The following is a 25,529-nucleotide window of genomic DNA, read 5'->3' as shown; positions in this document are numbered from 1 at the left end:
TAAGCGTGATCTGTCTCTTTGTGTAGGAGCGGCCGCTGGCCGCGATTAATCGTGCAACCTGCCTACCTATCGCGGCCATGGGCCGCTCCTACAACAAGGGAATCCTGTCTGGTTTATTCGTCGGTGATGGGCTGGTTGGATTGCGCCATTTCCCGTAGCAGGGCCGGCGGGGCAAAGCGATCGCCGTACTTTTCCGCCAGCGTGTCGGCCCGCTGGCAGAATTCTGTCGGCCCATACTGGTTGATGTACTGCAGCGCCCCGCCGGTCCAGGGGGGGAAGCCGATACCGAAGATGGAACCGATATTGGCATCGCGCACACTGCGCAGTACCTGCTCCTCGTAGCAGCGCAGTGTCTCGATGGCCATGATAAACAGCAGCCGCTCTTTCACGTCTTCATAGGGCGGCTGTTCGCCCTGGGGGTATTCGCCGGCCAGGCCGGTCCACAGGTGTTTCCTGCCCTCCTCGGGATAGGCATAGAAGCCCTTGCCCGCGGCCTTGCCGGCACGGCCCAGTTCCAGCATATGGTCGATCACCTTGTCCGCCGGGTGCGAAGGTGGTGTCTTGCCCTCGCGCTCCAGGTCGGCAATGGTCTGCTGGCGGATCTTGCCCATCAGGGTGAGCGACACCTCGTCGCTCACCGCCAGGGGGCCCACCGGGAAACCGGAGAAGCTGGCGGCGTTCTCGATGGTGGCCGGGTTCACACCCTCGCCCAGCATGGCGATACCCTCGTTGGTAAAGCAGCCGAATACCCGCGAGGTGAAAAAGCCGCGGCTGTCGTTGACCACGATGGGGGTCTTGCCGATCTGCAGCACGAACGCAAAAGCGCGGGCCAGGGTCTCGTCGCCGGTCCGCTCGCCGCAGATGATTTCCACCAGTGGCATCTTGTCCGCCGGCGAGAAGAAATGCAGGCCGATAAAGTTCTTCGGCCGTGCGGAGGCTTCCGCCAGCCCGGTGATGGGTAAGGTGGAAGTGTTGGAGGCAAAGACCGCGCTGTCTGCCAGTACGGATTCCGCCTCGGCGGTGACACTGGCTTTCAGTTCCCGGTTTTCGAAAACCGCCTCGATCACCAGCTCGCAGCCGTCCAGGTCGGCTGCCTTTGCTGTGGGATGGATGCGGTCGAGGATGTCAGTCATGCGCTGCTCATCCATACGGCCGCGCTCGACGCGCTTGCGCAGGGATTTTTCCGCGTAGCCCTTGCCCTTGTCGGCAGCCTCCTGCGAGACATCTTTCAGTACCACCTCGACGCCTTTCATCGCGCAGGCGTAGGCGATACCCGCTCCCATCATGCCGGCACCGAGGATGCCGACCTTTTTCACCGGTTCGGCCTTGATGTCGCGCGCCGCCGGCGGCAGGGATGCGCCGGCCTTGACCGCGTTGAGGCCGAACCAGAAGGTGCCAATCATGTTCTTGGCCACCTGGCCGCAGGTGAGCTCGACAAAATAGCGCGACTCGATGCGGGTGGCGGTGTCGAAATCCACCTGGGAGCCTTCGACCACCACCGACAGTATCGCCTCAGGCGCCGGGAAAACCCCCTTGGTTTTCTGTTCCAGCATCGCCGGTGCGACAACGAGCAGCTGCGCATTCTTCGGGTTTTTGGCGTCGCCGCCGGGCATACGGTAGCCGGGCTGGTCCCAGGGTTGCTGGACCGGCTCGTCGCGGTTGGCAAGGATAAAGTCGCGGGCGTGAGCCAGCAGCTGGTCGGGATTTTCGGCCAGCTGGTGCACCAGCCCGGCATCCAGCGCCTGTTGCGGTCCCACCTGCTTGCCTTCCATCAGGAATGGCAGGGCGGCCTGCATGCCGAGCAGGCGGGGCATGCGCACGCAGCCACCGCCGCCGGGCAGCAGGCCCAGGGTGACTTCCGGCAGGCCGATCTTCACCCTGCGGTCGTTGAGAGCAATACGGTGGTGACAGGCCAGGGCCAGTTCCCAGCCGCCGCCCAGCGCGGCGCCGTTGATGGCGGCCACGACCGGCTTGCCCTGGGTCTCCAGCCAGCGCAGGTCGGCCTTCAGCTGCTGGCAGCCATCGAAGAATTGCTGCGCCTCTTCCTGCCTGGCGGCGTAGAGGCCGTTCAGGTCGCCGCCCGCGAAGAAGGTGTTTTTTGCCGAGCGCAGGATGATGCCGGCGAAGTCCTCGCCATCCAGTTGCTGCACGGCTTCATGCAGCGAATCGGTGAAGTCCCCGTCCATCACGTTGGCGGATGCGTTGGGGTTATCCAGGACCAGGTGGACAATATTGTCGTTGTCTCTCTCGATGCGGATAGATTTCATTGTTCTTGTTCTCCCTTGTGTCCCAGGCTTAAACACGCTCGATGATGGTGGCCACACCCATACCGCCGCCCACGCACAGTGTGGTGAGGCCGTAGCGGAGCTGGCGCTGTTCCAGTTCGTCCAGCAGTGTGCCGATCAGCATCGCGCCGGTGGCACCCAACGGGTGACCCATGGCGATGGAGCCACCATTGACGTTGATTTTTCCCGGGTCGATATCCAGTTCGCGCTGGAAGCGCATCACCACTGCGGCGAAAGCCTCGTTCACCTCGAACAGGTCGATATCATCGGCCGACAACCCGGCTACCCGCAGGGCCTTGACCGTGGCCGGTGCCGGCCCGGTAAGCATGATGGTGGGATCGGTGCCCACCACGGCGGCGGACACGATGCGCGCGCGTGGCTTGAGCCCCAGGTTTTTACCCGCCTGCTCGCTGCCCACCAGTACGGCGGTGGCGCCGTCGACGATGCCGGAAGAATTACCCGCGGTGTGCACATGATTGATGGCTTCCACCTGTGGGTAGCGTGCCTTTGCCACCGTGTCGAAACCGAACTCGCCCATGCCGGCGAAGGAGGGTTTCAACTGGCCCAGGCCTTCCATGGAGGTGTCCGGGCGCACCAGCTGGTCGCGATCGAGGATAGTGAGGCCGTTCTGGTCCCGTACCGGGATCACGGATTTGCCGAAGGCGCCGCGTTCCCAGGCGGCAGCGGCTTTCTGCTGTGAGTGCAGCGCAAAGGCATCCACGTCCTCGCGGCTGAAGCCGCCCAGGGTGGCGATCAGGTCGGCGCCAATACCCTGCGGCGCGAAGCCGGTATCCAGTGCCGTGCGCGGATCCGCCGCCCATGCACCGCCGTCGCTGCCCATGGGCACCCGCGACATGGATTCCACCCCGCCTGCCACCACCAGCTCTTCCCAGCCGGAGCGCACCTTGGCCCCGGCCAGGTTGACGGCCTCGGCGCCGGAGGCGCAGAAGCGGTTCAGGGTCACGCCGCCAATATTCCAGTCCCAGCCGGCGGCCAGGGCGGCGGTCTTGGCGATATCCGCGCCCTGGTCGCCGACGGGGGTGACGCAGCCCATGACCACATCGTCCACGGCGGCGGTGTCCAGGTCGGTGCGTTGCTGCAGTTCCCGCAACAGGTCGGAAAGCAGGGTGACCGGCTTCACTTCGTAGAGTGCGCCGCCGGGCTTGCCCTTGCCGCGGGGGGTGCGGATGGCGTCGTAGATAAAAGCTTCGTTCATCGTTTCGCTGGGCATAGTGGGTGCCTCTTTATTATTGGACTGCCTCTTACATTAGCCCCATCCCGGTGGCGCGCAATGATAAAAAGCGTCAGGGGGCGTGACTGCCGCGACACCAGCGCCGGATTCTTCACCGCAGTCGGAATCGGCGGGCCGGGACCATGGGCGCACCTGGCGCTCCAGGCATTTTGTTATTCAAAATCGAACTAATGTAGAACGTTAGCTGCTTTACACTCATGGGAGACGTTAAGTTGTTTTTGACGACGAGGTTCTGCTATGGCTGACAACCTGCTGGATATGGCCGTGCGCCAGCTGGGCACTTCCGGGATCGATGCGCTCAGGGGGGCCCTGGGGCTACCGGAGGACCAGGGGGAGGCGGCGGTCAACACCGGAGTCTCGTCCGTGCTGGCGGGCATGCTGAACAAGGGTGAAAGCAAGACCGGTCTGACCAGCATGTTCAACCGGGTGACAGAAAGTACCGGGCTGGACCTGTCGGCCTTGCCGGATATCCTCCGTGACTCGTCGCAGATGGGCAGCCTGCTGGAGACCGGCGGTAACATGGCGGATTCCATCTTCGGCTCCAAGGCCGGGGATGTGGGTGGTGTACTCGGCAGCTCGCTGGGTGTCGGCGGCGACAAGGGCAGCAGCCTGCTGAAAATCGCCGCACCGATCGTGATGTCACTGATGGGCAAGCTGGTGAAGGGCAAGGGCCTGGATGTGGGTGGCCTGGCCGGGCTGCTGTTTGCGCAGAAATCCCATATCAAGGGCCACCTGCCGGATGGCCTGCTGAAAACCATCGGCGTGCACGATTTCGAGGACCTGGGCCAGCACCTGGAGAGCCACGGCCACGCCGAGCCCCAGACCTCACGCCCGCACCACAAGAAGGTCGAGAAAAAACGCGGTGGCTTCGCCAAGTGGTTCTGGCCGTTGCTGATCGCGCTGGCGGTGCTTTACACACTGAACATGTGCTCGAAGAAAGAGCAGATGGAGGAGTCCCCGGGCGAGGGCGTGCTGGATGAGGAGATCATCACTGAAGAGCCGGATACCTCCGGGCAACCGGAGGACCAGCCGGATACCACTCCGCCCGGAGCCGCTCCGCAGCAGGATGGTGACCAGGCTGGCACCATGGGAGCCGCTGCCGACGAGGACCTGGGTAGCAGCATGGAGCAGTACCTGGGCAATACCTCCCGCGACCCGAACCGGGAATTCCGCCTCAGGATCGAGTTCCAGCAGGACAGCGCCGAGGTCACCAGTGCCTCGGCACCGGATGTGCAGGCACTGGCTACCATCCTCACCAAAAACCCGGAACTGACCATCGCCATCGAGGGGCATACTTCCAGCGACGGCGATGAGAACCGCAACAAGGCGCTTTCGCAGCAGCGCGCCGATGCGGTGAAGCAGATGCTGGTGGAAAAGGGAATCGATGAGAGCCGTATTACCAGTATGGGCATGGGCTCCGCCAAGCCCCTGGCCGACAACGCCACCGAGGCGGGCAAGCAGCAGAACCGGCGTATCAGTGTACGGGTGGTGAAATTCGAGTAAGAATTCTTCCGTGTGCCTTATCAACACTGGCGCAAAGGTAAATCCCCGCTGCGGCGGGGATTTTTGCGTTTTGTTTTTGCAGGCAGAAAGTCACGGCTAGCCCTGTGAATCGTCGGCTCCCTTCAGGTCGTCCAGAGACAGGTTCACCGGTATCTCGGTTTCAATCCACTCGGTGACTGTTTTCAATTCCACATGGTCGGGCTCTCCCCAGAAGTAGAGCGAATATGAGTCGTCGCCCCAGGAATCGCTGCCGGGTAAGTAGGCGATACGGCGCCCCTCGCTATCGAAGGCGTTGGCGGATCGCGGGCTGAATACAGGGTTATAGCGCGGGAAATCGCCGTCGTTCGGGTAGCTCAATTGTGCGCCGTCCAGGGTCGCTCCCCGGATGCTCTCGCCCTGGTTGACGCGTAGCGTCCCGACCCTGGCCGGGTAGCTGAGCTTGATGGTGCCGGCAATGCGGTCGGGTGTCAGGTAGCCAGCGTTGGAGCCGTTGCCCTCCTGAAAGGTAACCTCGTAGTTGGTAGCACCTGAGCGGTTCTGCGAGGGTGTAAATTCAACCGCCTGCTCATCCCTGAAAACCTGGAGATCGCTGTAATCGACGCGGGCAAATACGCTGTTGCCAAGGTCTGGCAGGGTAAATTGCAGCGAGGTGCGTGGCTTGTTGTCCCAGCCAGTCTCCCTCACCAGTTCGGCCTCGATACTTTCCAGTACGCTGGCGTCGACCTGGGACAGCTCCCGTTCGGCGCCCGGCGCCGCATAGCGGGTCTGCTCTATCGGGGTTTGCAGCTCGCCGAAACTGACCTGTGGCTTCCGCGTCGCGGTGAACTCTACCTCCAGTTGCTCCATTTCCAGGGGGAAATAAATATCGACACTGGCTGGCGTGCCGGTTACGGAATAGCTGGTTTTGGTAACGCGCATGGGGCGCGAAAACTCGTCCTTCTTGACCGCTTCAGTGGGCGAGACGGAGGAGGCACGTGGTTTGCGTAGTGGCTGGCCCCCTGCATTGCGGATGTACACCATGGGCTCGACATCGGGCTGGTCGTGCGGCCGGTACAGGCTGAGGCCAACCCTGCCGTTTTCCATCTCGGTCACGCTTGCGGCGACATCGCCCTGCACCTGTAGCTGGTTCAGCTGGTTGGCATTCAGGGAAATATGCTCGACCCGCGCGGGCAGCATTAACTCCAGTTGCCCGGTTGCAGTGGCGACGCTGGCGTCCGCTGAGCTCTTTGGCAGCTTATCCTGCCATAGTCCCCGGAATGTACCTTTGCCGCTCCTGAACTTCTCCCGTTCCTGCTTCTCCTCCTCCGTGAAGCTTCCCAGCACCGGGTTGCCGTCTGGATCCCGTGCATCCAGCCAGGTCACTTCAACTTCCGTACCTGGGGTTAGGGGGACGTAGTGGAAGTCACCCTCGACCATTGCCCTGTCAGAGAAGTCGCCGGTGATGAAAAAGGACCGGGCCAGCTGCTCGCGGAGAGATTCCCGATCGATCCTGGTCTGGGGTGGTGGCGGGCTGTGGGTGTCGATTTCATCGGCGACAGGTTCGGTAGTAGCGGCGCCTGTGGTTGCCACAGCCTGTCCCCGCGGGGCGTCCATATCCAGTAGGCCGTCGATACCGATGGCGGTCAGCTGCCAGCGCCACTGGCGCATTTCCATGTACAGCGACAGGTCACCGGCTGAAATGCGGAAGCGATCCGGGCGGTCGAAAAAAGCATGCCAGTCGAGTTCGGCCTCAGTGTTCCCACGACCCTCTTCCGGGGCAGCAGCTGTTGCATCAGCGCGAGCCGGTGCGGGCTGCAATTTCCCGGACTGGATCAGCTCGGCCAGTTTATCCGGCTGTACCAGCTCATCGATCACTGAGTCCAGCGCCGGACGGATCATCGGCGCGAAGGCCGCGACCATGGGATCCTTCTCCGCCTGTACGGTAAAGGCAGTGTCCACCTGCTGGCGCAGGGAAGACTGCACACTGGGAAAATCGATATAGCGCTGCATTTGTGCGGGGGAGCCGGATGAGACCGACTGCATGATGCGCCAGGCGCTGTAGTAGGGGGAGGCCAGGTAAATAACGAGATTGATCCCGATAACCGCTGCAGCAGCTATCGCCATATTGTTTTTCATTTGGCACTTCCTGTGACTTATTGTTTTTTGTTGGAGAGGTGGTGTGGAATTTTATACTGGGTCGATTATGGCGCCTCCCGGAGCGACCTGTAAAGGCAGCGCCCAGGAGGCACCCGGTAGGGGAGGCGGGCAGGGGGAACAGCAATCGATGGGAGTGCAGCGGGCGACAGCGCAAACGCATGTCGCAGGAAATCAGCTGCGGAACTTGTCCCGGTAGGCACCCGGTGCCAGGCCGGTCCATTTCTTGAACGCGCGGTTAAAGGCGCTGGGTTCGGAGAAGCCCAGCCGCTCGGCGATTTCCGCCACCGCGGTTTCCTGCTGTTTCAGCTGGTAGACCGCCATATCCCGGCGCACGGAATCCTTGATGTCCTGCCAGCTGTTGCCCTCTTCTTTCAGGCGCCGGCGCAGGGTCTGCGGCGAGATATACAGGCGTGCGGCGACGTCATCCAGGGACAGGTTCTCGATCGCATTCTGTGCCTGCAGCATGCGCCGGATCCGGCCGGTGAAACTGTTGTCGGATTTGTACTGGGCCAGCAGGCACTCGGGCGCGCGGGAAAGGAATTCACTCAGTTGCTGCGGGTCGCGCACCAGGGGCATCTGCAGGAAGCGGGTATTGAAGACCAGGCAGGTCTCGCGCTGGTTGAAGTAGTGCCGGCACGGGAACATATCGCTGTAGTCCTCGTTGTAATCCGGCGGCGGGAAGGCGAGGTTGACCCGCTCCAGCAGGATGGTGCGGTCGATCAGCCAGCTGAAGAAGCGCAGCCAGATCAGTGCCAGTGACTCCACGAAAATCTGGTTGGGCAGCTGCCGGTCGTTGCCGTGGTGGAAGATCAGGCGCGCTTCCTCGCCGTCTTCCACCAGCCGGATATGCATGTCGTCGCTCACCATGGCGACGAAACGGGCCGAGCGCAGGAGGGCGCGGCGCAGGTTGGGACAGTGAATGCAGGCGTGCCCCATCATGGCAAAGGTGCCCGGTATCCAGGGGCGGGCCAGGAAGCCGCCGGATTCATCGCTCAGCAGGTCCCATTCGCGGCGCAGCAGGCCGGCCACCTGGTCGCGCCCCAGCCGCGCATCGGGTTCATCCAGCAATTGCGGCGCAATGCCGCAGTCCAGCAGCAGCCGGTCGCAGTCCAGCCCGGCAGCACGGGCGCCCGCCAGCTGTGCGCGAATGGCGGCGGCGGGGATACCGGGATCCTCTCCGGGGAGCTTGGGGGTCTCGCTGTCCACTCTGTCAGCCCTCGGCGTTATTGATTTGTCAGCGTGCATCGCAGGTGTGGAGCAGGGATTATGCGCAAACGGCAGCGGAAAGTCAGGTTTGCACTGAAAATGGGCAGGAAACGGGGGCTGGTTCAGTAGGCTGCGTTGGGCTGATTGCAGCGTTCAACGCCGCGTTAAAGCCAGGTAAACAGGGCGGCCCCTGCCCGGGGAGTGGTCCCACGATGCTGCAACGGTCACGCCGACAGGGCGGCGCTACGGTCGGCGCCCAGGCGGCTCCAGGCCCTCTCATGGAGGTAGTAGGCCACGGTGTTAACGGCAGGTTCCACCAGGGCCAGCGCACTGCCGACCCAGAGGCTGCCGGTCACCAGGAACCCCACCGAGAAAGCCACTGACATATGCACTGCTGCAAAGCTGAGCGTCTTTTTCATAGCGATCACCGCACCAAGTGAGTTTGATTTTCATTATTGCGGCAGGTGTGTGATTGTAGAAATTGAATAACGCTCTTGGATTGATTACCTGACGCTATGCACGAGGGTGCATTCCGGGGTGCACGGGTGTGTCACCGGTCGGTGGTACCGCCGGTATCGCGGCACTGGACCGGCAGCTGTGGTACAAACAGGGGCTGGACAGTCACGGAAACACACCATGCCCAATGACCCGGAGCTGCAGCTCAACCCCACCATCTGCCGCCGGATGCTGATTGCCTACCTGATCGAGTCGCTGGAGAAGCCCAATAACCCCGCGCTGGAGGCGGCAACCGGCTGGCCGCGGCGCACGGTGCAGGACATTATCGCCAAGGGATTGCCCGGCCACGGTACCCGGGTGGAGTTTGTTCAGGAGGGGGTGCGCAATAACGACGGGCACTACCTGCTGCACGACTGGGGGTCGTTTGACCGGGAATGGGTCCGGCGGCACCTGGCGCAGATCTGCGCGACGCTGGGGGTGTCGCTGGACTGACGGGCGCGGCCCCAGGTGGGGCGCGCCGCAGGGGTTACTCGCTGTCGGCGTGCTTCTGCAGCATGCCGTTGATGCGCTCGACCAGCTTGGGATCGTCCTTCAGGCTGGCGGCGATCTGCTGGTATTCCTCTTTGGTCAATCCCGCCTGCTGGATCGCGGCAACCATCTTGCCCTGCGCTTCCTTGTTCAGCGCTTCCGCCTGCTCGATATTCTCAGCGGCCTTCAGCTTGGGGGCATATTCCCGGCTGAGTATCACGATGGAGCGATAGGCGTTGGCGAAGCTCTCCAGCTTGGGCTCGGAGTAGGAGGCCGCCCGGGCCGAGGCAGCACCGGCTTCCCCGTTTTGAGCATGGGCGGCCGACAGTGCGAGAACGAGGGACAGCGCGGCGATACAGATGGCGGGAATTTTCATTGAACACCTCTAGTGGGTCTGAGAGGGACGCTTTTGCTTGGTGTCACGCGCCCAGCGTCGCAATGGGGCTACAGGCGTTGTTCTCTCGCTGCGGCAAAAGAAAGACTGGAGCTGTTCGTCCAGCTTAGTCGCTGTCACCACGCTCTTGTCTGATTTGCCGCCATCCGCGTGGTTTTTTTACCGCCGGCGCGGATGGATACAGCGCCTGTGGGGAGCTGTGACAGCCCCCGCCCCTAGAAGATCCCCAGGAATTTCTTGCGCCGTTGCAGCGAACTCTCGCAGCTGTTGAGCTGGCGCTGGTAAGTCCGCGCCTGGGCCGAGACTTTCTTTGCCACGTTCTTGAGCCACGGCTTGCGGTTGAAGCTGCGCCGGTTAAAGCCGCCGTGACCCTCGTGGTAGGCGAGGTACAGGTGGTAGGCATCGTCCGGGCGGATACGGCACTGCGCCTGGCTGGTGTTGTTGTACCAGCCGACAAAATCCACCGCATCGGCGAAATCGTCGCGGTCGGCGCCATAGTTGAAGGTGGTGCGCTGGTAGCTCCGCCAGGTGGTGCCCAGGGCCTGGGAGTAGCCATAGGCGTCAGAAGGGCGCGGCCCCGGGAAGATCCACAGGATTTTGGTCCGCGGCGGGCGGGCATCGTGCACGAAGCGGGATTCCTGGTGCAGGAAGGCCATCATGGTGGCCACCGGCGAGCCCCATTTTTCCTCGGCGTCCTTGGCGTCTGCGTACCAGTCATCCTTCTCCCGGAAAATACTGCAGATGTCCTCGGTGTTGCTGGGCGGGGTGGTGGCGCAGCCGGCCGCCAGCAATGGCAGGAACAGCAGGCCCAGGCACCGCTGGAGGCGGCGCGATACTTTCTTGTTATTCGGCATGGCGATCGATTTCATTCTCACAATTATCCGGCGGTGTACGTCTTCACGCCCGCGGCTGTGCCCAACAGCAGGATGTCAGCGGGACGCATGGCGAAGATACCATTGGTCACCACCCCGGTGATGTTGTTGATCGCCTGTTCCAGCGCCACTGGCTGGGCGATCTCCAGATTGTGCACATCGAGGATCACGTTGCCGTTGTCGGTGGTCACACCCTGGCGGTAGACCGGGTCGCCGCCCAGCTTGACCAGCTCGCGGGCGACGAGGGAGCGGGCCATGGGGATGACTTCCACCGGCAGGGGGAAGTTGCCCAGCATCGGTACCCACTTGCTCTCGTCGGCAATACAGACGAACTCCTCGGCACAGGCGGCGACGATCTTCTCCCGCGTGAGGGCGGCACCGCCGCCCTTGACCAGCTGCAGGGCGGCGTTGGCCTCGTCGGCACCGTCCACGTACACCTGCATCCCATCTACCGCGTTCAGGTCGTATACCGGGATACCGTGGCTCTTCAGGCGCTCGGCAGAGGCCTCCGAGCTGGCCACGGCGCCGTCGAACCGCCCCTTGATTTCCGCCAGGTAGTCGATAAAGAAGTTGGCCGTGGAGCCGGTGCCCACACCGACGATCGAGTCCGCCTCCAGCTTCGGGGCAATATGCTCGACGGCAGCGCGGGCGGTGGCCTGTTTGAGTTCATCCTGGTTCATGGTGATGGGTGGGTCCTTTGCAATGATTTTTACTGTTGTGGCTTTTTGGGGCTAAAAATTCGCGCCGAATTGTCATTATGGTGGCAAAAATGCCGTGTGGCGTTTAGACTGGCCAGCCTGTGATGCGTTTCCCGTATCGGTCACCGGGATGCCGGCGGCCACTGGCGCGATTCGGGAGGCGCGATGTCCATGTAGTCGATTTCGATGTACTGGATGTACAAGTATCAAACGCCACGGCCGCCCGATTTCACCATGCCCCATTCCTATATCAAGCGCATTTTAGACGCGCGGATTTACGATGTCGCCACCGAGACGCCACTCGAGGGAATGCGGCAGCTGTCGCACCGCTTCAATAACCGCATCCTGCTCAAGCGGGAGGACCTGCAGCCGGTCTTTTCCTTCAAGATCCGCGGTGCCTACAACAAGCTGTTGCAGCTTCCCGCGGAGCAGCGCGCCCGCGGCGTGATCGCCGCCTCGGCGGGCAATCACGCCCAGGGCCTGGCGATGGGCGCGGCCCAGTTGGGGGTGCGCGCCACCATCGTAATGCCCACCACCACCCCGCAGATCAAGGTGAATGCAGTGCGTATGCGCGGCGCCGAGGTGGTGCTGCACGGCGATACCTTTGACGAGGCCAAGACCCGCGCCCAGCAGCTGGTGGAGGAGCGCGGCCTGGTGTTCGTGCACCCCTATGACGACCCCGATGTGATTGCCGGCCAGGGTACGGTGGCGATGGAGTTGCTGCGCCAGCACTCCGGCAACCTGGATGCGGTGTTCATCCCGGTGGGTGGCGGTGGCCTGGCGGCGGGCATGGCCGCCTATATCAAGTACGTGCGGCCGGAGATCAAGGTCTATGCGGTCGAGCCCGAGGAGGCCGCCTGCCTGCAGGCGGCGCTGGCTGCCGGGGAGCGGGTATGCCTGCCGCAGGTGGGGTTGTTTGCCGACGGCGTGGCGGTGGCGCAGATCGGCGAGGAGACTTTCCGCGTGCTGCGCGAGACCGTGGACGGCGTCATTACCGTGTCCACTGATGAGGTCTGCGCGGCGATCAAGGACATCTTCGAGGATACCCGGTCGATCGCCGAGCCCGCCGGCGCCGTGGGGCTGGCCGGCCTGAAGAAGTACATCGAGCAGAGTGGCAGCCGCAACGCCACCCTGGCCACCGTATGCAGCGGCGCCAATACCAATTTCGACCGGCTGCGCTACATCAGTGAACGCACCGAAATTGGCGAAAAGCGCGAGGCGGTGCTGGCGGTGACCATTCCCGAGCGGCCCGGCAGCTACCTGCAGTTCTGCCGCGACCTGGGCGACCGTGCCATCACCGAGTTCAATTACCGCTATGCCAACAGTGGCGAGGCACATATCTTCGTCGGCCTGCAGGTGGCGGCGGATGCCGACCGGCACCAGCTGGTGGACGCCCTGCAGGGCGGTGGCTACCAGGTCACCGACCTGACCGACAACGAGATGGCCAAACTGCATATCCGCCACCTGGTGGGTGGCCGCGCCCAGGGCCTACAGGACGAGGTGGTCTATCGCTTTGAGTTTCCCGAGCGCCCCGGAGCGCTGCGGAAGTTCCTGGAACAGCTGGCCGGGCGCTGGAATATCACCCTGTTTCACTACCGCAACCACGGTGCGGCCTATGGCCGGGTGCTTGTGGGTATGGAAGTGGTGCCCGCCGAGCGGGAGCAGCTGCTGGAACTGCTCAACCAGCTGCAGTTCCCCTACTGGGATGAGACCGGCAACCCGGCCTATCGCTTCTTCCTGTCAAGCTGAGCTCGGCCAGTTGGGAATATCGGGGCAGTTATGGGAGCCTGTTTTCAGGCGCGGGTAGGCCAGGAAAATGCTTTTGTCCAACGCGGCAGGCTAAAAATGAGACATTTATCTCAAAATTTGTACGGCGATCGGTTACTATTTGTTCGCTATTAAAGTATCTTCTCACCCGCGGAACTTTTGCGTTAAAGCGAATCTAACGCGGGGTGAAGTGCTCATAACAAAAATACAGTCGAACTTACAGGATGGTCCCCATGAAACCCGATGCACTGACAATCGCAGTGGTTGTCTTTGTTGCGGGCGTGCTGTTGAGCAGCACCGGCCTCACCGAGGTGTTTGCCTCGGATGAAGAGTCGGAGCCGCCGGCGGCATTGCAGCAAGGAGTGGTAACGCGCTGAGTGTGCCCCCATGCCCGCAGGCAAAACACAAAAAAGGCCGGACGCGAGAGCGTCCGGCCTTTTTTGTTGTGGGTGCCAGGGGGCGGGGTCAGCGGCAGCGATACAGCTGGTGGTCCGTGATCACTGCATCCAGCGGGATATCCCAGCTGTCAGTGGGTAGGTGGTCGACACACTGTAGCTGGTGGGCTGCGCCGATCATTGCCGGCCCGGTGCCGGGCAGCTGGCGCTTGAAAGCGAATGTCCGGTCATAAAAGCCGGCTCCCATGCCCAGCCGCGCGCCGCTCGGGTCAAAGGCCACCAGCGGCACCAGCACCAGGTCGAGGCGCATGGGAGAATGGCTGTCCCCCCGTACCGGTTCCGGGATGCCGTATCGGTTGCGGTAGGTCAGGGCCCTGCCCCGCCAGTGACAGAAGCGCAGGTGCGGATGGGGCTCTGCCGGTAGTCGCGGCAGGTAGAAGCGCTTGTCGGGAAAGCGGCGTGGCAGGCCCAGCAGGTCCAGCTCGCCGTCCATCGGCCAGTAGATGCCGATGTGCCTGGCCACCCGGAACTCGGGGGTGCGCCCCAGGCGTGTCAGTGCGGCGCGGGCGGCGAGTCGCTGGTGATGGGCGGACAGTGCGCGGCGGGCGGTGCGCATGGCGCGGCGCAGTTCCGCTTTGCTCTCGCTCATGGTAAGTCGCCACCGGGAAGGAAATTAAGAGCCCCAAAGTGCGGCTGATGACGTAGCCTTGAACCGTAAAGTTCAAGGTGGCGGTTCCCGGGATGTATCAGGCTTTCCGCTGCGAGGCGGACTTGCTCAACAACACCCTCTGGCAACCACCCGGGTCAGATTATCGGCTCGAGGACATAGTCAACTGGCCAACACTCCAGGGTATGTGAAGTATAACAATGGCCGGGGAAAAAGGCTAAGCGCGTAGTGCGCGCCGGATGTCTCCGGCGGCAAAAGTCAAGGCTGCTCAGGCGTCGTGGGAATCAATCTTGCTGAGGGCGGACTGGACCTTGTCCTGCAGGCGGTCAAGCATGTCCTGCTCCAGCGGGACGCGGGTCAGGTCCGCTTTTGCCTGGATCAGTTCGTGGGCAATATTCAGCGCGGCCATAACCGCGATGCGCTCGAGGCCGATCACCGAGCCGCTGGCACGAATACGCGACATGCGCTCGTTCAGCAGGCGTGCGGACGCCTGCAGTTCTGCGCTCTCGTCTTCTGTGCAGGCAACGCGGTATTCCTTGTCGAGGATGGTTACCGTTACCGTTTCCTGCGTTGCTGCTGAATCACCCATCAGGATTCTTGTGCTAGCCCCTTGAGGCGGTTGATCATGGCTTCCACCCGGTTGCGGGCGGCTTCATTATTCTTTACCAGGCGCTGGCGCTCGCGTTGCCATTCAGCCTCCAGCTGACGTAGCTCGCGGTTCTGCTCCGCCAGCTGCTGGCAGCGGGCGATCAGCGAGTCCACCGTGCTTTCTAACGCTTCAATTCTGTCCATAATTCCTGCGTTTCAGGCGTGCGCCCTGAATAGACTCCCACCACGACAGACCGCGCGGGATTCCGCTACTATATTGCCGGTGTCATGGTGGGTCAATTATCCCGCCCGAGCACGCAATCACAAATTTGCGTGCGGCCTGCCCACGCCCGTGGTGAAGTGTGTGCAGTTGCGGCATAAAGCGACGAACTGCGCAAACTCTGAGCACCCCGGGGCCGGGAGCAGATTGCCGGGCGATAATCTGCAAAACTGTAAGCACAAACCGTTCAATCCAATAAAGTACCGAGCCGTCTGTATGACAAGTCCCGCAAACGATTTTCACTCCCTCGCCAACGCCATCATGGCTGCCGGTGGCCGGGCCGACCCCAGCGAATTGCACGGGTTCGTCTGTGGCATGTTGTCGGCGGGCGCGCGCCCGGACAAAAAACGCTGGCAATCAGAGCTTGCGGGCCTGCTCGACCTGGAAGCGGTCCCCGCCGACCTGGACAAGGCACTGGTGGAAATGGCACAGCAAAGCCAGGCGCAGCTGGAAGACAGTGACTTTGATTTCCAGCTGTTGCTGACTGATGACCCGGACCTGGCAGCCCGTACCCTGACGCTGGGACACTGGTGCCAGGGCTTCCTGCATGGTTTCGGTATCGGCCAGTTCAAGGGCAAGCTGCAGGAAACCAGTGAAGAGGCACTGCGTGACCTGGGCGCGGTGGCCCAGGTGGATGAAACCGAGCTGGGGGATTCCGAGGAGACTGAAAACCAGCTGTTGCAGGTGGAGGAATATGTGCGGGTGGCCGTGCTGAATATTTTCACCGAAGTGGCTGCCGCGCAGGCGGCGAGCCGCCCGGGCAGTGCAGGGGGCAAGGGCGGTCCCACGGTTCACTGATGGCAATTGGCAAGGCGGAATATGCCCGGCGCCGCGCGCGCCTGGTGGCGGCACTGGATTCGGATGGCCTGGCAATTGTGCCGGCGGCAAGGGAGCAGTTGCGTTCACGGGATACCTATTTCCCGTTCCGGCAGGACAGTGATTTTCTATACCTGACGGGGTTCCGCGAGCCGGAGGCACTGCTGGTGCTGGTCCCCGGCAGGGCGCAGGGGGAATCGATCCTGTTCTGCCGTGACCGCGACGCGGAAAAGGAAATGTGGGATGGGCCCAGGCTGGGCCCGGAGCGCGCCGCCGACGAGTGCGGCCTCTGTGATGCCTTCCCGATCGGCGACCTGGACGACATCCTGCCGGGCCTGCTCGAGGGGCGCAGCCGTATTTATTACACCCTGGGCCGCTTCCCGCAGCTGGACCGGCGCCTGCAGGGATACCTGCGCGTGCTCGACGGTGCGCCCGGCAGTGACGGTGCGCCGGAGCTGGTGGACCTGGACCGGCACCTGCACGACCTGCGCCTGTACAAGAGCGCGCAGGAAATACGCCTGATGCGCCGCGCGGCAGAAATCACCGCAGCGGCACACAAACGGGCCATGGCGGCTTGCCGGCCGGGGCTGTATGAGCACCACCTGGAGGCAGAATTGCTGCACGGTTTTGTTGCCGCGGGTGCGCGGGAGCCGGCCTATCCCAGTATTGTTGCCGCGGGTCACAATGCGCTGGTGATGCACTATTGCGAAAACAATGCGCCCCTGAAAAACGGTGACCTGGTGCTGGTGGATGCCGGTTGTGAATACCGCGGGTACGCGGCCGATGTGACCCGCACCTATCCGGTCAATGGGCGTTTCAGTGGTGCGCAGAAAGCAATTTACGAAATCGTGCTTGAAGCGCAGGAAGCGGCGATCGCACAGCTGCAGGTAGGCAATGACTGGAATGTGCCGCATATGGCCAGCGTGGAAGTGATCGCACAGGGCTTGCTTGACCTGGGGCTGTTGCAGGGCGATCTCAGTGGCATTATCGAGTCCGGTGCCTATCGCCGGTTTTACATGCATCGGGCCGGGCACTGGCTGGGAATGGATGTGCATGATGTGGGCGACTATCGCGTGCACGGCCAGTGGCGCCTGTTGGAGGCGGGAATGGCGATGACAGTGGAGCCCGGTATTTATATCGCTGCCGAAGATGAGCAGGTGCCGGAAAAATTCCGCGGTATCGGTATCCGTATCGAAGACGATGTCGCACTGCTGAAGAATGGGCCCGAAGTGTTGTCGGCGGATGCGCCCAAGGGGGTGGCCGATATCGAATACCTGATCCGTTGTGGGGATGTACAGGAGGCGTTGCTGTGAGCCAGCCGCAAGATTTCGTGGATGTTGCCATTGTTGGTGGCGGCATGGCCGGGGTGAGCCTGGCGCTGATGTTACAGCAGTCCTGCCCGCACCTGTCGGTGGCACTGCTGGAGCAGCACCCGTTGCCGGAAGCTGCGGCCAGTGTCGAATTGCCCAGTTTCGATGCCCGCGCCACCGCGCTGGCATCGGGCAGCCTGCAGTTGTTCGACCGCCTGGGTGTGTGGTCGCAATTGCGTGAGTACGCAGCGCCAATCCGGCGGGTGCAGGTCAGCGACCGGGGGCGCCCGCTGGGGGTTTCCCTGCGCGCGCAGACCGAGGCGCGTGCCAGCTATGACGGTATGCTGGGTGCAGTGATTGAAAATGCCGCGCTGGGCCCGGTCCTGCACGGCGCGCTCAGCGGGACCGATGTGCGCCTGCTGGCGCCGGCGCGGGTCCTGGACGTGCAGATGGAGGAAGCCGGTGCGCAACTGCAGTGGAGTGCCGGCGAGGACAGCCCGATACAGTTGCTGCGTGCTGGCCTGCTGGTAGTGGCGGATGGCGTGAACTCACCGCTCTGTCGCCGGCTCGGGATCGAGACCGAGCAGGTCTCTTACAGCCAGCGCGCACTGGTGACAACGGTAGGGTTGCAGCGCGACCACGGGGGGGTGGCCTACGAGCGATTTACCCCGGATGGCCCCATGGCGCTGTTGCCGCTGCCACGCCGCCACGGCCAGCACCGTATGGCACTGGTGTGGACCAGTCCCGAAGAGGACGCGGCAGAAATAGAATCACTGTCGGCCGATTCATTCGTCCGGCGCCTGCAGCGAACCTTCGGCTGGCGGGCCGGGCGGATCGAGTGCGCGGGCGAAGTGAGCAGTTACCCACTGAGTCTGTCTCTGGCGCGGGAGCAGTGGCGCCGCGACCTGGTTCTGGTGGGTAACTGCGCGCATTTCCTGCACCCGGTGGCCGGCCAGGGCTTCAACCTGACCCTGCGCGACTGCCATGGCCTGGCGCAGAGCCTCGCCCGGGGCGGTTTGGCGCAAAATTCATCTGAGCGGCTAGACTTGTTACAGGAATATGCGCGGTCGCGGCAGCTGGACCAACAGCTGACCATCGGTTTCAGTGATCGCGTACCGGCCCTGTTTGCCGCCCCCGGCCCGCTGGCCCGGGGCCTGCGCCAGTTCGGCCTGCTGGGCCTGGCGCTGGCGCCGCCCCTGCGGGCAGAGTTTGCCGGCCAGGCGGCTGGATTTGGGCTTTAATTGAGCGCACCCGACCGGTATGGCGCCGGCGCGGAATTAGCTGGAATGGCACCTATGAACAGACAACGTCTCGATATTGCGGTGGTTGGCGCCGGTATGGTGGGGCTCGCCCAGGCAGCGCTGCTGGCCGTGCGCCATCCGCAGTTGCAGGTGGCGGTGCTGGAAGCCTCCACGGAGCTGCCGGAGGTGTCACCGGACACCTACGATCCGCGGGTGGTCGCACTGACCCAGGCCTCCCGCGAGTTGCTGGAGGAGGTGGGCGCCTGGGCGCTGATTGAGAACAATCGCGCCTGCCCCTACACCGAGATGCGGGTATGGGATGCCGAGGGTACCGGCTCGGTCTGCTTCAACAGCCGCGATGTGCAGTTGCCGAACCTCGGCCATATTGTCGAGAACAATGTGGTGGTGGATGCACTGCGCCGGCGTATCGATGAGCTGCCCAATGCGGAGTTGATCAGCGGTTTCCGCCTCGAGAGCTGGTGGCGGGATTGCGGCCTGTGGCACCTGCAGCCGCGTTCCGACCGGCTGGCAGATGTGGAGGGCGGTGAGCGCAATCCCGAGACCCTGCGCGCACGGTTGCTGATCGGTGCCGACGGTGTGCGTTCGCGGGTGCGCGACCTGCTGCATATCCGCTGTCACGAGACCAATTACCACCAGACTGCGATGGTGTGCGTGGCCCGCTGCAGTGAGCCCCATCGCCACACTGCATGGCAGCGCTTCCTCAAGGAGGGGCCGCTGGCCTTCCTGCCGCTCAGTGGGCTCGGTGACGAGAATCACTGCGCGGTGGTGTGGTCCGCGGACGATGCCCTGGCGCGCGAGCTGCTCGAGCTGGACGATGCCGCCTTTGCCCTGAATATGGAGAAGGCCTTCGAGAGTCGCCTGGGCGAGGTGGAGGCGGTGGGTGAGCGTTACGCCTTCCCGCTGCGCGCGCGCCATGCGGAATCCTATTTCGGCCCGGGCGCCGTACTGGTCGGTGATGCCGCACACAGTATCCACCCGCTGGCCGGGCAGGGCGCCAACCTGGGATTGCAGGACGTGCGCGTGCTGAGCGAGGAAATCGGGCGCGCACTGAAACGCGACCTGGACCCATCAGATAACTCGGTACTGGCGCGCTACCAGCGCCGCCGCCGCGGCGACAACGCGGCCACACTCAAGGCGATGAGTGCCTTCAAGTCCCTGTTCGGGGCCGGCGACCTGCACTGGCGCTGGCTGCGCAACACCGGATTGAGTATGGTGGACGCCAGCCCGCTACTGAAAAAACGAATTATCCTGCGCGCGATGGCGGTTTGACCGGGTTCCTGTCCGGTGACCCGCGCACAGGCCTATAGGGAAGACACAGGCACACCTTGAGCGACTGGATTACCGTCCGGGAATTTCCCCCGCAGCAGGATCTCTCCGAACTGGCGCAGTTTATACGGCGCAGCGGCTTGCCCCTGCGCATTACCGAAGAGCGCAACTGCCAGCGCCTGGCCACGCCCGATCCCCGCCTGAATGAGCTGTTGCAGCCGTTGCTGGACCGCTGGAGCGCCGGTGAAATCGATCTGTCACAGATCCAGGTTACCGCTCAGCACAGTGAGACCGGCAGTGACACCGGGCAGGCACCGGGGGCACCGGGGGAAACCGGGGGCGACTACCAGGCAACCGTTGCGGCATTGCCCAGCTGGCCGCTGGATCGCACACCGGTAAGCCTGATACTGATTCTGCTGTGTTTCGTCGGCTGGTTCCTGGCCAGTGACAGTTTTGCGCGGCAGCTGATCATCCTGCCCGATCGCGGCGCGGACTTTTCCCTCGCCACGTCCTCTCTCGCCTGGCACTTCGCCAATGGTGAATACTGGCGGCTGTGGACGCCGGCTATCCTGCATTTCTCCCTGCCCCACGCGCTGTTCAATGCGTTGGGCATATGGATCGTCGGCCGGCCGCTGGAAGCGCGTGCCGGCAGCGGGGTTTTCACTGTTGCGGTGCTGGTGAGTGCTGCGGTGGCCAACCTGGCACAGTACTGGTGGTCGCCGGGAACGATTTTCGGCGGCATGTCGGGCGTGGTGTATGCACTGGTGGGCTGCGTGTTTGTCCTGCAACGGCGGCACCCGGAGTGGCTGGAAGTCCCCCGTGGTATCGTTGCGGTGGCAGTGGGCTGGCTGTTAATTTGCGCCACCGGCCTGGTCACACTGCTGGTCGGTGTCGGTGTGGCCAATGCGGCGCACATGGGCGGGTTTGCCTGCGGCGTTGCGCTCGCGGCAGTCTATTGCCTCGCCGGCGGGGACCGCCATTTCACCAATGACGACGGGGCTGCCTGATCCAAAATGATTCTGTTGATCGTCTATGTGCTGATCGCGCTGGGTTTTTCCTTCCTGTGCTCGATCGCGGAGTCCGTGATTCTCAGTGTCAGTACGCCCTATGTGAGCCTGCTCGAGCGTGAGGGGCACCGCTCGGGGCGAGTGCTGCGGGAGCTGAAGCAGGATATCAACGCGCCGCTCGCCGCTATCCTCACCCTGAACACCGTTGCCCACACCGCCGGCGCCGCCGGTGCCGGTGCCCAGGCGGCAGCGGTATTCGGCAGCCAGTACCTGGGGATTGCCTCGGCCATCCTTACGCTGCTGATCCTGGTTTTTTCCGAGATCATCCCCAAGACCCTGGGGGCCTTTTACTGGCGCCAGCTGGCGCCGGCTACGGCCTATGCCCTGCGCGGCCTGGTGTGGCTGCTGTACCCGTTTGTGAAGATGTCCGAGTGGCTGACCCGTGGACTCTCCCACGGCCCCACCCTGACCGGTTTCAGCCGCGAGGAATTTGCGGTGATGGCGCAGCTGGGAGAGGAAGAGGGACAGCTCGAGGCCCAGGAGTCCAGCATCCTGCGCAACCTGTTTTTCACCCTGCGCGACCACTCGGTGCGGGAAGTGATGACACCCCGTACGGTGGTGTTCTCCCTGTCCCAGGATGCCACCGTGGGGGAATCCTATGACGAGGTGGAAAAAAGCCGCTTCTCCCGGCTTCCCATATACGAGCAGCAGGACCCGGATTGCGTGGTGGGCTTCGTCCTCAAGCAGGACCTGCTGCTGGCCTACGCCCGCGGTGGGGAGAAGGAAAAACTGTCGACTTTTCGCCGCGACATGTTGATGTTGCCGGAGACCGCCACCATCTACCAGGTATTCCAGAAGATGATGCGCCGGCGCGTACAGATCAGCGCGGTGGTGGATGAGTACGGCAGCCTGGAAGGGCTGGTGACGCTGGAAGACATTCTCGAGACCCTGCTGGGCGAGGAAATCGTCGACGAGGCAGACAAGACCGCCGACCGCCAGGAAGTGGCCAAGCGACTGTGGCGCTGGCGCTCCAAGCGATACGGGCTCAAGGTGGACGAGGAGGCGGACCGCGATGCGGAACCGGAGGCCGAGGGGGGTAGCCCCGCGGATGACGAGGAAGCCTCGCGGGGCGATGACCCGGACCAGCAGTCGCGGGGATGAGTCGATCCGGCGGTGCGGAACCCGTTACCGGGATTCCGGTCAAAATTTGTAGTCGGCAGTAAACCGCTTCGCGGTACTGCCGGCATTTTTACCCGAGGGCACCGCAGGTGTGTGAGCGTGCGTAAGAACCTGGCGTTTATTCTGCTGCAATCGGTACTGCTGTGTTCGGCGGTGCTGGCAGGGCCCGTTGCGCCGGGAACTGATCGCATCGACCTGGCGGGCCAGCCCCCAGGCGATACCCAGTACGCCCCGCTTCTCTCTCCCGACGGCGATACCGACTCGCTACCGCCGCGCAGCAGCGGCCCACTCTCTGCAACTCCCTTTCCCCGCGCCGTAACCTCTGCGCGGAAGATCGGCCGGGCACAGCCCCGGACGCGAGCCGCCAATGCCATCCGGGCACCCCCGTTCACGGCTTAACTTTCCTGCCACCAAGTAACCGGGCGCCAGTGCGGCCGCCCGACCGATTTTGCAGGCACGGGCCACCGCCCGGCGATTGCCCGTGCAAGAGAGTTATGCCATGAAAAATCTGGATTTCGTTCCGCTCGAAACGGCGGACAAACTCGTCTTTCCCGAGGAGTTCTGTGAACTGCACCTGGACTCCCCGGCCCTGAGCTTCATTACTGACTTCAAGGATCACCACCCGGCAATCCTGACCCCCTCGGTGCCGGCCCTGGAAGCATCCCGGCTGATGCGGGCCGGTCACCTGGGGGCCGTGCTGGTGCTGGACCGGCAGGGGGAATTTGTCGGCCTGTTGAGCGACGACGATATTTCCTACCAGCGGGTGATGCAGCGCGTGGCTGCGGGGCAACTGCGCCAGGAGCTGACGGTGGGCGACCTGATGCGCCCGCGCCGGGAGCTGCAGTTGCTCAGTTACCCACAGGTGGAAAGCTGCACCATCCGGGAAGTCCTCCAGGCCATGCGCCGGGAGGGGCAGCCCTGCTGCCTGGTGGTGGACCGCGACCTGCACCATGTGCGCGGCCTGGTCAGTGCGATGGATGTGGCCCGGCGGCTGCACGCCGATATCCATATCGAGGCACAGCCCACCGTGGCGGGCATGCTGCGCTCGGTATCGGCCACCAGCTGAGTCTGTAGCCAGTGGTGCGCGGCCGGGGGCCGCGCACCCTGTCAGGAAGCCGGGTCGACGATGTCGCCCAGGCTGTTATTGACCCGGTACCAGCCGGTGACGCTATAGCGTGGCCGGTTAACGGTGAGCACCTCGTGGGGAAATTCCTCGCTCAGGAAAATCACCATCTGGCCAAAGCGCGGTGCCACTTTCAGCAGGGGTGGCGCGTCTGCAGCAGAACCTTCCTCACCCGCGGGATAGATCGCCAGCTCGCCGCCATCGCGGGGCTGCCAGTTCGGGGTCAGGTAGAGCACGGTGCTCAGGACCCGGTTGGTGCTGCCCTGGAAGGAGTCCAGGTGTTTTTTGTAAAAGGTGCCGCGGTCGTAGTAGGCGTAATGGCACTCGTAATCGAACAGGCCCAGGAACAGCCGCCGGTTGAGTCCCTCGCGCAGGGTTTCCATCCACGACAGGTAGGTGTTGACCGAGGGGTTGGTGTTATCGAGCCAGTAAATCTCGTCGCTGCGCACGAAGCGGTTCAGCTGGTGTTCCTCTTCCCGGCCGATACCGGCACGGCGGAAATGCTCGCGGTCGATGGAGCGGAAATGGCGCAACAGGCCCCCCAACGCGGCGGGTGGCAGCGGCGCGGGCAGTACGACATAGCCGTCGGCGCGCAGTGCCGCGGCGATCCGGTCAATGGGGTCGCCGTCCCGGGGGCCGCAGGGGCGGTCGTCGGTGGCGCGCAAGGCAATGTTCAATAGGGGAGGCTCCGGGCTGGTGGCGAACGGGTGTCGCTGCGAGGGACTTATACACCCAAACCCCCGGGTTGCAAAGCTTTCCCTTCCCCATATCGGGCTCCCCGCCCGGCGGCGCCCCGCCTCACGGAATCTTTGTCGGTGAGCGGGCCGTGGTACAGGTTTAAGTCCCGTTGCCTGCTAGGCTTGCAGAAGATCGCCATCTGGTAACGGCGGCGGCGCGGCCGGTAGAATACGCGGCTTTCTAACAGACAGATTCGAGAACAAAAGATGGGAAACAGAACGCCTCTGTATGACGCGCATGTCGCCATGGGCGGCAAAATGGTCGACTTCGGTGGCTGGGATATGCCGCTGCACTATGGTTCGCAGCTGGAAGAGCACAACAAGGTGCGCACCGCGGCGGGCATGTTCGATGTGTCCCACATGACCGTCGTGGATATCGACGGCGACGGCGCCCGCGCCCGCGATTACCTGCGCTACCTGCTGGCCAACGACGTGGCCAAGCTGGACGGCAAGCCGGGCAAAGCCCTCTACACCGGTATGCTGAATGAGCGCGGTGGGGTGATCGATGACCTGATCGTGTACCTGCGCGACCCGGGCTACCGGGTGGTGGTCAACTGTGCCACCCGCGAGAAAGACCTGGCCTGGATGCAGGAGCAGGCGCAGCAGTTTGATGTCACCCTGACCGAGCGCCCGGAGCTGGCCATGGTGGCGATCCAGGGCCCCGAGGCCCTGGACAAGGCCAAGGAGGTGCTGGGCATCGAGTGGACCGCGGCCATTGACGATCTCAAGCCGTTCCAGAGTGTCGCCCGCGGCGAGTGGTTCGTGGCCCGCACCGGCTATACCGGGGAAGACGGCCTGGAAATCATGCTGCCGGCGGAAGACGCCGACGGTTTCTGGCGCGCCCTGGAAAAGGCCGGCGTGGCTCCCTGTGGCCTCGGCGCCCGCGATACCCTGCGTCTCGAGGCGGGCATGAACCTGTACGGCCACGAGATGGACGATGACACCTCGCCGCTGGCGGCGAACATGGGCTGGACCATTGCCTGGGAGCCGGAAGAGCGCAAGTTTATCGGCCGCGAGCCGCTGGAAGCGGAAAAAGCCGCGGGCCGGAAGCAGAAGCTGGTAGGCCTGGTGCTGGAAGAGCGCGGCGTGCTGCGCGCCGGCCAGGTGGTAAAAGTGGACGGCAGCGACGAGGCCGGTATCATCACCAGCGGTACTTTTTCGCCGACCCTGGGTCACTCCATCGCCATGGCCCGCGTGCCGGCGAGTACCGGTGACCGGGCCCAGGTGGAAATCCGTAAGAAGCTGGTGCCGGTGAAAGTGGTCAAGGCCAGCTTTGTGCGCAACGGCAAGTCGGTTATCTGACGCCGGGAAAATGACAAGCGACCGGCGCGGTGCCAGGCAGGCATCCCGCGCCGGGTTTACCGAATGAGAAATGCTTAATCGAGGGATCACAGCATGAGCGAAATCCGCAACGAACTGAAATACCTCTCCAGCCACGAGTGGGCGCGCCTGGAGGAAGACGGCACCGTGACCATCGGCATCAGCGATCACGCCCAGGATGCGCTGGGCGATGTGGTCTTTGTCGAGACCCCGGAAGTGGGCACCAACCTGGCTGCCGGCGACGAGGCCGGTGTGGTGGAGTCGGTAAAGGCCGCCAGCGATATCTACGCGCCGGTCTCCGGTGAGGTGGTCGAGGTAAACGAGGCGCTGGAAGACGCCCCGGAAACCGTCAACTCCTCACCTTACGACGAGGGCTGGTTCTTCCGCGTCAAGCCCAGCGATACCAGTGAGCTGGACAACATGCTGGACGCCGATGCCTACCGTGCCGAGTCCGAAGAGGGCTGATCACCGGCAGGGCAGCA

26 protein-coding genes and 1 other RNA gene are annotated in these 25,529 nt (G+C 63.4%); 14 read left to right on the top strand and 13 right to left on the bottom strand.

What is annotated here, in order from left to right; all coding sequences use genetic code 11:
- Positions 1–113: 113 nt before the first annotated feature.
- Together LVD10_RS08430 and LVD10_RS08425 are read right to left on the bottom strand one after the other, a co-directional pair.
- Positions 114–2,267 (bottom strand): 3-hydroxyacyl-CoA dehydrogenase NAD-binding domain-containing protein, encoded by a 2,154-nt coding sequence (locus LVD10_RS08430; protein WP_237063019.1) that lies wholly within the window; start codon positions 2,265–2,267, stop codon positions 114–116.
- Positions 2,268–2,295: 28 nt separating this feature from the next.
- Positions 2,296–3,516: an acetyl-CoA C-acetyltransferase gene (locus tag LVD10_RS08425; protein ID WP_237063017.1), complete on the bottom strand. Its 1,221-nt coding sequence runs from the start codon at positions 3,514–3,516 to the stop codon at positions 2,296–2,298.
- A gap of 258 nt (positions 3,517–3,774) precedes the next feature.
- Here LVD10_RS08425 and LVD10_RS08420 point away from each other — a divergent pair, with 258 nt between their 5' ends.
- A complete protein-coding gene (locus LVD10_RS08420; protein WP_237063014.1) occupies positions 3,775–5,040 on the top strand; it encodes an OmpA family protein in 1,266 nt (421 codons plus the stop codon).
- A gap of 96 nt (positions 5,041–5,136) precedes the next feature.
- On the opposite strand, the gene LVD10_RS08415 is transcribed toward LVD10_RS08420, so the two are convergent.
- The 3 genes from LVD10_RS08415 to LVD10_RS08405 all read right to left on the bottom strand — a co-directional run bounded on the left by LVD10_RS08415 (position 5,137) and on the right by LVD10_RS08405 (position 8,801).
- Positions 5,137–7,155: a DUF2939 domain-containing protein gene (locus LVD10_RS08415; protein WP_237063012.1), complete on the bottom strand. Its 2,019-nt coding sequence runs from the start codon at positions 7,153–7,155 to the stop codon at positions 5,137–5,139.
- 192 nt (positions 7,156–7,347) lie between these two features.
- Positions 7,348–8,382, bottom strand: a complete 1,035-nt coding sequence (locus LVD10_RS08410; RefSeq protein WP_233006584.1) for an AraC family transcriptional regulator — start codon at positions 8,380–8,382, stop codon at positions 7,348–7,350.
- Positions 8,383–8,606: 224 nt separating this feature from the next.
- A complete protein-coding gene (locus LVD10_RS08405; protein WP_237063010.1) occupies positions 8,607–8,801 on the bottom strand; it encodes a DUF2061 domain-containing protein in 195 nt (64 codons plus the stop codon).
- Between the two features lie 217 nt (positions 8,802–9,018).
- On the opposite strand from LVD10_RS08405, the gene LVD10_RS08400 reads away from it, so the two are divergent.
- Positions 9,019–9,330: a helix-turn-helix domain-containing protein gene (locus tag LVD10_RS08400; RefSeq protein WP_233006582.1), complete on the top strand. Its 312-nt coding sequence runs from the start codon at positions 9,019–9,021 to the stop codon at positions 9,328–9,330.
- A gap of 34 nt (positions 9,331–9,364) precedes the next feature.
- Here LVD10_RS08400 and LVD10_RS08395 read toward each other — a convergent pair whose 3' ends face one another.
- From LVD10_RS08395 to rpiA, 3 genes are all read right to left on the bottom strand, one after another.
- Positions 9,365–9,742 (bottom strand): DUF4168 domain-containing protein, encoded by a 378-nt coding sequence (locus tag LVD10_RS08395; protein WP_233006581.1) that lies wholly within the window; start codon positions 9,740–9,742, stop codon positions 9,365–9,367.
- A 233-nt stretch (positions 9,743–9,975) separates the two neighbouring features.
- On the bottom strand, positions 9,976–10,629 hold the full coding sequence (locus LVD10_RS08390; protein WP_233006580.1) for a transglycosylase SLT domain-containing protein: 654 nt from the start codon (positions 10,627–10,629) through the stop codon (positions 9,976–9,978).
- A gap of 8 nt (positions 10,630–10,637) precedes the next feature.
- Positions 10,638–11,312: a ribose-5-phosphate isomerase RpiA gene (gene rpiA, locus LVD10_RS08385; protein ID WP_233006579.1), complete on the bottom strand. Its 675-nt coding sequence runs from the start codon at positions 11,310–11,312 to the stop codon at positions 10,638–10,640.
- 252 nt (positions 11,313–11,564) lie between these two features.
- Here rpiA and ilvA point away from each other — a divergent pair, with 252 nt between their 5' ends.
- Complete coding sequence (gene ilvA / locus LVD10_RS08380) at positions 11,565–13,079, top strand: threonine ammonia-lyase, biosynthetic (protein WP_233006698.1); 1,515 nt, start codon at positions 11,565–11,567, stop codon at positions 13,077–13,079.
- 251 nt (positions 13,080–13,330) lie between these two features.
- Entirely contained in the window at positions 13,331–13,474 is a 144-nt protein-coding gene (locus LVD10_RS08375; RefSeq protein ID WP_233006578.1) for a hypothetical protein, read from the top strand.
- A gap of 88 nt (positions 13,475–13,562) precedes the next feature.
- Here the strand turns inward: LVD10_RS08375 and LVD10_RS08370 are convergent, their stop codons facing one another.
- The 4 genes from LVD10_RS08370 to LVD10_RS08355 form a co-directional block, all read right to left on the bottom strand.
- Complete coding sequence (locus LVD10_RS08370) at positions 13,563–14,141, bottom strand: 5-formyltetrahydrofolate cyclo-ligase (RefSeq protein WP_233006577.1); 579 nt, start codon at positions 14,139–14,141, stop codon at positions 13,563–13,565.
- A gap of 26 nt (positions 14,142–14,167) precedes the next feature.
- Positions 14,168–14,347: non-coding RNA, 6S RNA (gene ssrS / locus LVD10_RS08365), on the bottom strand.
- 80 nt (positions 14,348–14,427) lie between these two features.
- A complete protein-coding gene (locus LVD10_RS08360) occupies positions 14,428–14,748 on the bottom strand; it encodes a cell division protein ZapA (RefSeq protein ID WP_233006576.1) in 321 nt (106 codons plus the stop codon).
- On the bottom strand, positions 14,748–14,951 hold the full coding sequence (locus tag LVD10_RS08355) for a TIGR02449 family protein (RefSeq protein WP_233006575.1): 204 nt from the start codon (positions 14,949–14,951) through the stop codon (positions 14,748–14,750). The genes LVD10_RS08360 and LVD10_RS08355 overlap by 1 nt, the downstream gene beginning before the upstream one ends.
- Positions 14,952–15,243: 292 nt before the next feature.
- Here LVD10_RS08355 and LVD10_RS08350 point away from each other — a divergent pair, with 292 nt between their 5' ends.
- From LVD10_RS08350 to LVD10_RS08315, 8 genes are all read left to right on the top strand, one after another.
- Positions 15,244–15,825, top strand: coding sequence for a UPF0149 family protein (locus tag LVD10_RS08350; RefSeq protein WP_233006574.1), 582 nt, complete (start codon positions 15,244–15,246; stop codon positions 15,823–15,825).
- Complete coding sequence (locus LVD10_RS08345) at positions 15,825–17,156, top strand: aminopeptidase P N-terminal domain-containing protein (RefSeq protein ID WP_237063008.1); 1,332 nt, start codon at positions 15,825–15,827, stop codon at positions 17,154–17,156. Before LVD10_RS08350 ends, LVD10_RS08345 begins: the two co-directional genes overlap by 1 nt.
- Entirely contained in the window at positions 17,153–18,394 is a 1,242-nt protein-coding gene (ubiH, locus tag LVD10_RS08340) for a 2-octaprenyl-6-methoxyphenyl hydroxylase (RefSeq protein WP_237063006.1), read from the top strand. The genes LVD10_RS08345 and ubiH overlap by 4 nt, the downstream gene beginning before the upstream one ends.
- A gap of 54 nt (positions 18,395–18,448) precedes the next feature.
- Positions 18,449–19,684, top strand: a complete 1,236-nt coding sequence (locus tag LVD10_RS08335) for a UbiH/UbiF/VisC/COQ6 family ubiquinone biosynthesis hydroxylase (protein ID WP_233006571.1) — start codon at positions 18,449–18,451, stop codon at positions 19,682–19,684.
- Positions 19,685–19,740: 56 nt separating this feature from the next.
- Entirely contained in the window at positions 19,741–20,688 is a 948-nt protein-coding gene (locus LVD10_RS08330; RefSeq protein WP_237062998.1) for a rhomboid family intramembrane serine protease, read from the top strand.
- 6 nt (positions 20,689–20,694) lie between these two features.
- The gene (locus LVD10_RS08325; protein ID WP_237062989.1) at positions 20,695–21,849 is read left to right on the top strand and encodes a hemolysin family protein; all 1,155 of its coding nucleotides are present in this window, start codon (positions 20,695–20,697) and stop codon (positions 21,847–21,849) included.
- A 117-nt stretch (positions 21,850–21,966) separates the two neighbouring features.
- On the top strand, positions 21,967–22,266 hold the full coding sequence (locus LVD10_RS08320) for a hypothetical protein (RefSeq protein ID WP_237062987.1): 300 nt from the start codon (positions 21,967–21,969) through the stop codon (positions 22,264–22,266).
- Positions 22,267–22,366: 100 nt separating this feature from the next.
- The gene (locus LVD10_RS08315) at positions 22,367–22,933 is read left to right on the top strand and encodes a CBS domain-containing protein (protein ID WP_233006568.1); all 567 of its coding nucleotides are present in this window, start codon (positions 22,367–22,369) and stop codon (positions 22,931–22,933) included.
- A gap of 41 nt (positions 22,934–22,974) precedes the next feature.
- Here the strand turns inward: LVD10_RS08315 and LVD10_RS08310 are convergent, their stop codons facing one another.
- Complete coding sequence (locus tag LVD10_RS08310) at positions 22,975–23,667, bottom strand: 2OG-Fe(II) oxygenase (protein WP_233006567.1); 693 nt, start codon at positions 23,665–23,667, stop codon at positions 22,975–22,977.
- 267 nt (positions 23,668–23,934) lie between these two features.
- Between LVD10_RS08310 and gcvT the strand changes: the two genes are divergently transcribed.
- Both gcvT and gcvH read left to right on the top strand, forming a co-directional pair.
- Positions 23,935–25,029 carry a glycine cleavage system aminomethyltransferase GcvT gene (gene gcvT, locus LVD10_RS08305; protein WP_237062985.1) on the top strand — a complete coding sequence of 365 codons (1,095 nt, stop codon included), beginning with the start codon at positions 23,935–23,937 and terminating at the stop codon, positions 25,027–25,029.
- 93 nt (positions 25,030–25,122) lie between these two features.
- Entirely contained in the window at positions 25,123–25,512 is a 390-nt protein-coding gene (gene gcvH / locus LVD10_RS08300; RefSeq protein WP_233006565.1) for a glycine cleavage system protein GcvH, read from the top strand.
- The last annotated feature ends 17 nt before the right edge of the window (positions 25,513–25,529 follow it).

It is taken from the genome of Microbulbifer zhoushanensis (genome assembly GCF_021729055.1).
GTDB lineage: Bacteria > Pseudomonadota > Gammaproteobacteria > Pseudomonadales > Cellvibrionaceae > Microbulbifer > Microbulbifer zhoushanensis.
The sequence above is the reverse complement of the archived record's forward strand: the minus strand, read 5'-3'. Positions and strand labels throughout refer to the sequence as shown.